A 6,203-nucleotide genomic window follows, 5' to 3' on the forward strand; every position below is an offset into this window, starting at 1 on the left:
CCGGGAGCTCGCGAGGTGGCGGAGATCGCCCGCCGCGTCCGTGACGCCGACGGCTCGTACGACGTGCGCGAGCTGCACGGTCAGCTCCCCGCCGCCGCGCAGGACGCCGTGATCCGCGGGAGGCGCGCCTCCGAGCCGCCGCGCATCATCGTCACGACGTCGCTCGCCGAATCGTCGCTCACCGTGCCGGGGGTGCGCCTGGTGGTGGACAGCTGCCTGGCGCGGCAGCCGCAGCGCGACGCCGCCCGCGGGATGACGGGACTCGTCACGACCGCCGCACCCCGCTCCTCGTGCGTGCAGCGCGCCGGCCGCGCCACGCGTCAGGGACCGGGCATCGTGGTGCGCTGCGTCGACGAACGCACCTACGCCGCGGCACCCGCCCGCCCCGCCCCCGAGATCGCGGTGGCCGATCTGACGGATGCCGCACTGCTGCTCGCGTGCTGGGGTGCGCCCGGCGGCGCGGGACTGCGCCTGATCGACCCACCGCCGGCCGACAGCCTGGCGGACGCCCTGACGGTGCTGGGCGCACTCGGCGCGATCGACGACGAAGGACGCGCCACCGTCGAGGGCCGTGACCTGGCGCGGATCCCGACCGACCCGCGGCTCGCCCGCGCGCTCCGCGACGGCAGTCCGCTCGTGGGTGCGGCGCTGGCGGCCGATGTCGTCGCCCTGCTGAGCGGCGACGTGCGCATCGCCGATGCCGACGCGGCGCAGGCGCTCGTCGCTCTCCGCAGCGGACGCACTCCCGACGCCCGGTGGCGCACCGACGCGGATCGCCTCCGACGACTGGTCCCCGCGACGCCGGGACTCCGCTCCGGTCTCGACGGCACGGGTCTCGTGATCGCCCTCGCCTTCCCCGAGCGGATCGCGCAGCGGGTCGAGCGCACGGCGGACGGGGCGACGTTCCTGCTCGCGTCCGGCACCAGGGCGGGGATGCGCGGCCCGCTCGCGGCGTCGGAGTGGATCGCGGTCGCCGACGTCACGCGCGCCGCGGGGCGTGCGGCGGCAGGGTCGGGAGCGATCATCCGTGCCGCCGCGGCGCTGTCCGAGGCGCAGATGGAGCGGGCCGCACAGCACCTGATGACCGACCGGGTCGAGGCCGCGTTCACGAACGGACGCGTGCAGGCCAGGCGCGAGCGCCGCATCGGCGCGATCCTGCGAGCTTCGGTGCCGGTGCGTGCCTCCGCCGACGAGGGCAGAGATGCCGTTCGCCGGGCGCTGCAACGCGACGGGCTCGGCGTGTTCGCGTGGTCGGAGGCGGCCGACACCCTGCGTCGTCGTCTGTCGCTGGTGCAGCGCGAGCTCGGCGACCCGTGGCCCGACGTGTCGGATGCCGGCCTGCTCGCGACCCTCGACGCGTGGCTCGGGCCCGAGCTCGACGCCCTCGCCGCCGGCACACCCGCGGCACGGATCGACCTGGCCTCGCCGTTGCGCCGGCTGCTCCCCTGGCCCGAGGCGTCGCGCCTCGATGCCCTCGTCCCCGAGCGGCTCGAGGTGCCCAGCGGCTCGCGCGTGCGGATCGGCTATCCCGACGCGGACGACGCGTCCGCGCGCCCCGTCGTGGCTGTGAAGCTGCAGGAGTGCTTCGGCTGGGCCGAGACTCCCCGACTCGTCGACGACCGCGTGCCCGTGCTGTTCCACCTGCTGTCCCCCGCCGGGCGTCCGCTCGCGGTCACCGACGATCTCGCGTCATTCTGGTCGGGGCCGTACGCGCAGGTGCGCGCCGAGATGCGCGGACGCTACCCCAAGCACCCCTGGCCGGAGGACCCGTGGTCGGCCGCCCCCACCCGACACACGAAGAACCGCACGCCGCGCTGAGCGGAGGCCGCCTGGTCAGGCCGTGCGACGCCGCAGCGTGAGCGACGCGAGCACGAGCGCACCGACGCAGAACGCGACCACCACGAGCAGCGGGCGGTACACGTCCCACCCGCCGTCGCCCGCGGCGACCGCGTTGATCGTGTCGATCGCGTAGCTGAGCGGCAGCCAGTCCGAGATCGTGTGCAGAACGTCGGGCATCTGGTCGCGCGGCATGAACAGCCCGCCGAGGATGATCTGCGGGAACACCAGCACCGGCATGAACTGCACCGCCTGGAACTCCGTCTGCGCGAACGCACTCGCGAGCAGCCCGAGCGCGGTGCCGAGCAGGGCGTCGACCACCGCGACCAGGCCCAGCTGCCACAGCTCGCCCTCCACGTCGAGCCCGCACACCCCCACCGCGAACGACACCGTGATCACCGCCTGCAGCAGTGCCATGAGCCCGAAGGCCAGGGCATACCCGAGGATGAAGTCGGCCTTGCCGAGCGGGGTGGTCATGAGCCGTTCGAGGGTGCCGGAGCGGCGCTCACGCAGCGTGGTGATCGAGGTGATGAGGAACATCACGATGAACGGGAACAGTGCCAGGATCGCCCCGCCGAACTGGTCGAACACGCCCTCCTGCTCCGCGAACAGCCAGGCGAACAGCCCGACCAGCAGGCTGGGGGCGACGAGCATCAGCGCGATCGAGCGGGGGTCGTGCCGCAGCTGCGTCAGCACGCGGGCCGCGGTCGCGAACATGCGGCGGCCGTTCATTCCCCCTGCTCCTCTCCGTGCTCCCGGGCACCGCGTCGGGATCGGCGCGTGATGTGCTCTGCCGCACGGTCCCGTTCGATCAGCGTGAGGAAGGCCGCCTCCGGATCCGCGGCGCCCGTGTCGGCCAGCAGCGACGCGGGCGTCGTGTCGGCGATGATCCGCCCGTCGCGCATCAGCAGCAGCCGATCGCAGCGCAGCGCCTCGTCCATCACGTGGCTGGAGACGATCAGGGTCACGCCGCGGTCGGCCAGGCCGCGGAACAGGGCCCACAACTCGGCGCGCAGCACGGGGTCGAGGCCGACGGTCGGCTCGTCCAGCACGATCAGCTCCGGCGCGCCGACGAGGGCCATCGCGAGGGAGACGCGCGTGGACTGCCCGCCGCTGAGCGACTCGACCAGCTGGCCGGCCTGGCCCCGCAACCCGACCTCGTCGATCACGCGCTCCACATCGCCCCGGGGAGCCCCGAGCAGCGCGGCGACGTAGACGAGGTTCTGCCGCACCGTGAGGTCGCCGTACACCGCCGCACCCTGGGTGCCGTAGGCCACCCGGTTCCGGAGCTGTCGCGCTCCGCCGGGCTCGCCCAGCACGGTCACGTCGCCCGACTCGACGCGCTGGACCCCCACGATCGAGCGCATGAGGGTGGTCTTGCCGCAGCCGGAGGGACCCAGCAGTCCGGTGACCTGTCCGCGCGGGATGGTGAGGTCGACGCCGTCGAACACCCGCACCTTTCCCCGTCGCACCCGGAGCTGCGCGATGGCGACCGCCGCGTTATTCATCATGCGATGAATTATGCGCCCGCCGTGCCCCCACGGTCAACGGCGAGGAGCCGCGGTCTCAGTCGAACAGGTACCGCTGCACCGTGGGACCGACGCGGTGCACGAGGTCGCCGATGTCCGCCGCCGCGAGGGGCCCGAGCGCCAGAACGTAGCGCGTCACGATCAGTCCCGCGATCTGCGAGGCCACCAGCGTCGCGCGCAGCTCCGCATCGGGAACGGCCAGCAGCTTCGCGATGCGCCCGATCAGCTCGCGCGCCAGGAAGCCCGCGAGCAGCGGCGAGGTGACGCGGCTGCCGAGCGCCGTGCGGATGAGCATGACACCGCGGCGCCGCACCTCGGGGCGCTCGAACGCCTCCAGCACGTAGCGCACCAGCCGCTCGCCCACCTCGTCCCGCGGCCCCGCGACGATGCCGGGCACGTCGATGTCGGGTCGCAGCGGTATCCCGACCGCCTCCGCGAAGAGGTCGGCCTTGGTGCCGAAGTAGTGGTGCACGAGTGCCGAGTCCACCCCGGCGCGCCCCGCGATCGAGCGGACCGTCGAGCCGTCGTACCCCTGCTCGCCGAACTCGTCGACCGCGGCCGCCAGGATGCGCTCGCGCGAGTCCGTCCCCCCGCGCGGGCGACCGCGTCGGCGGGGTGCGGTGTGCTCGGTCATGCCCGCCAGCCTACGACCCGCACGACGGCGGCCTCCCGCCGGACGCGGCTCAGTCCAGCAGGTGTCGCAGGTACCGGCCGGGCTCGCCGAGGAACGAGCGCCAGTGCCGCACGAGCTCCAGGTCTTCCCAGGCCGCCGGGCGCAGACCCCACTCCCCCACCTCCAGGATCGTCGCTCCCGGAAGAGCGGCGAGGACCGGGGAGTGCGTCGCGCACAGCACCTGGCCTCCCTCGTCGGCGATGCGCCGCAGCACGGCCATCAGCGACAGCGTCGACGTGAACGACAGCGCGGCCTCCGGCTCGTCGAGGCAGTAGAACCCGGGATCGTCGAACCGGCTCTCGAGCACGGCCAGGAACGACTCGCCGTGACTCATCTCGTGGAACGACACCTCGGCGCCGCTCGTCGACGGGTTCTCCTCCAGGTAGGTGTAGAAGGAGTGCATCGTCTCGGCGCGGAGGAAGAAGCCCCAGCGATCGGCGCCGATACCGCGCTGCAGCCGCAACCAGCTCGACAGCTCGGACTCGGTCGCCCTGGTGCGGTGTCGCGCCTGCCGCGAGCCGCCCTCGGGCGACAGGCCGTACGCGATCGCGATGCCCTCCACCAGGGTGGACTTGCCGCTGCCGTTCTCACCGACGAGGAAGGTCACACCGGGGTCGAGGTCGATGCCCTCCCGCAGCACTTGCGCCACCGCGGGAATGCTCGTGGGCCAGCGGCCATCGATGGGCGGGGCATCCGAGGACGCCCGGACCGAGACGACCGGCTGCTGCCTTCGCCGTGTGGACGTCGGCTCCCAGAACGAGTCCATCCGCACCCTCCCGCTCTCCGGCCCCGCCACGAGGGTATCCGCCGGGTCAGACAGGCCGCGCGTCGACGTCCGCTCCGAGGCTATCGACCGGCTCCGACACCCGCCCGCTCAGCACTCGATGACGTTGACCGCGAGACCGCCCTCGCTCGTCTCCTTGTACTTGGTCGACATGTCCGCTCCCGTCTGCCGCATGGTCTCGACCACGGCATCGAGCGACACGTAGTGGCTGCCGTCACCGCGCAGGGCGAGGCGGGCCGCGGTCACCGCGGTCGAGGCGGCGATCGCGTTCCGTTCGATGCACGGGATCTGCACCAGCCCGCCGATCGGGTCGCACGTGAGGCCGAGGTGGTGCTCCATGGCGATCTCGGCCGCGTTCTCGATCTGCCGGTTCGTGCCGCCCATCACGGCCGTGAGCCCGCCGGCGGCCATCGCGCACGCGGAGCCGACCTCGGCCTGGCACCCGCCCTCCGCGCCGGAGATGGAGGCATTGGCCTTGAACAGCGAGCCGAGCGCGGTCGCGGTGAGCAGGAAGCGACGGATGCCGCGGCGGCGGTTGGCCTCGGCGACCGCCGGGTCTTCGCGTTCCTCGGCCGCGGTGACCGGCGGCGGCGTGCCCTCGAAGCCCAGCAGTGCGCTGCCGACGAGCTCGCCGTACGGGGTCACGGCGTTGCCGGCGCCGAGACCGGAGTCCGCCAGGAACCGCCACCAGTACATCGCCACGGCCGGAAGGATCCCCGCGGCGCCGTTCGTCGGTGCCGTCACGACGCGGCCGCCCGCCGCGTTCTCCTCGTTCACCGCGAGCGCGAACGCCCCGAGCCACTCGCCCGGGAGCTCGCGGTGCCCCTCGGCCTCGACCGCCTCGAGCTGGCCGCGGATCGTGCCCGCCCGTCGCTTGACCTTGAGGATCCCCGGCAGCACACCGTCGGCGTGCAGCCCCGCATCGACGCACCCCGACATCGCATCCCAGATGGCGTCGAGCCCGGCCGCCACCTCCGCTTCGCTGCGCAGCGCCATCTCGTTGCGGCGCGCGACCTCCGCGATCGACAGGCCCTCCTCGTCGCACAGCGCCAGGAGCGACGCGGCATCGGCGTACGGGTAGGGGAACGCGCCCGTCGAGATCTTCGCCGCTTCGCCGTCGCGCCGGATGAACCCGCCGCCGATGGAGTAGTAGGTGTCCTCGGCCACCACGGCGCCGTCCGCGGCGGTGGCGGTCAGGGTCATGGCGTTGGGGTGACCGGGCAGACGCGTGCGCGGCGCGAACACGATGTCGTCCTTCGCGAACGCCACGTCGTGGACCCCGCCGAGGCGCAGGGCGGCGCCGTCGGGGAACTCCTGCCACGCGGCCCGCACGGCGGCCGGGTCGCACGTCTCGGGGCGGAGGCCGCGGAGCCCGGCGACC

The 6,203-nt window shown here is 73.6% G+C and carries 6 protein-coding genes; 1 reads left to right on the forward strand and 5 read right to left on the reverse strand.

Going from position 1 to position 6,203, the window contains the following annotated elements; translation table 11 throughout:
• A partial coding sequence (locus tag DW299_RS12785) for an ATP-dependent helicase C-terminal domain-containing protein (protein ID WP_136036811.1) occupies window positions 1-1,818 on the forward strand: 1,818 nt, incomplete at its 5' end.
• 15 nt (window positions 1,819-1,833) lie between these two features.
• On the opposite strand, the gene DW299_RS12790 is transcribed toward DW299_RS12785, so the two are convergent.
• From DW299_RS12790 to DW299_RS12810, 5 genes are all read right to left on the reverse strand, one after another.
• On the reverse strand, window positions 1,834-2,568 hold the full coding sequence (locus DW299_RS12790) for an ABC transporter permease (RefSeq protein WP_136028994.1): 735 nt from the start codon (window positions 2,566-2,568) through the stop codon (window positions 1,834-1,836).
• Window positions 2,565-3,347 (reverse strand): ABC transporter ATP-binding protein, encoded by a 783-nt coding sequence (locus DW299_RS12795; protein ID WP_205814394.1) that lies wholly within the window; start codon window positions 3,345-3,347, stop codon window positions 2,565-2,567. Before DW299_RS12795 ends, DW299_RS12790 begins: the two co-directional genes overlap by 4 nt.
• Window positions 3,348-3,402: 55 nt before the next feature.
• Window positions 3,403-3,999 carry a TetR/AcrR family transcriptional regulator gene (locus tag DW299_RS12800; protein ID WP_136028991.1) on the reverse strand — a complete coding sequence of 199 codons (597 nt, stop codon included), beginning with the start codon at window positions 3,997-3,999 and terminating at the stop codon, window positions 3,403-3,405.
• 49 nt (window positions 4,000-4,048) lie between these two features.
• Window positions 4,049-4,804: an AAA family ATPase gene (locus tag DW299_RS12805; RefSeq protein ID WP_136028989.1), complete on the reverse strand. Its 756-nt coding sequence runs from the start codon at window positions 4,802-4,804 to the stop codon at window positions 4,049-4,051.
• 108 nt (window positions 4,805-4,912) lie between these two features.
• A partial coding sequence (locus tag DW299_RS12810) for an L-serine ammonia-lyase, iron-sulfur-dependent, subunit alpha (RefSeq protein ID WP_136036812.1) occupies window positions 4,913-6,203 on the reverse strand: 1,291 nt, incomplete at its 5' end.

Source organism: Microbacterium sp. K35, from assembly GCF_004794375.1.
In the GTDB taxonomy this organism is placed as follows: Bacteria; Actinomycetota; Actinomycetes; order Actinomycetales; family Microbacteriaceae; genus Microbacterium; species Microbacterium sufflavum.

What these genes read in the sequence shown, in the direction of transcription:
- DW299_RS12790 (WP_136028994.1), bottom strand. Translation starts at nt 2,568, where the DNA reads ATGAACGGCCGCCGCATGTTCGCGACCGCGGCCCGCGTGCTGACGCAG.
- DW299_RS12795 (WP_205814394.1), bottom strand. Translation starts at nt 3,347, where the DNA reads ATGATGAATAACGCGGCGGTCGCCATCGCGCAGCTCCGGGTGCGACGG.
- DW299_RS12800 (WP_136028991.1), bottom strand. Translation starts at nt 3,999, where the DNA reads ATGACCGAGCACACCGCACCCCGCCGACGCGGTCGCCCGCGCGGGGGG.
- DW299_RS12805 (WP_136028989.1), bottom strand. Translation starts at nt 4,804, where the DNA reads ATGGACTCGTTCTGGGAGCCGACGTCCACACGGCGAAGGCAGCAGCCG.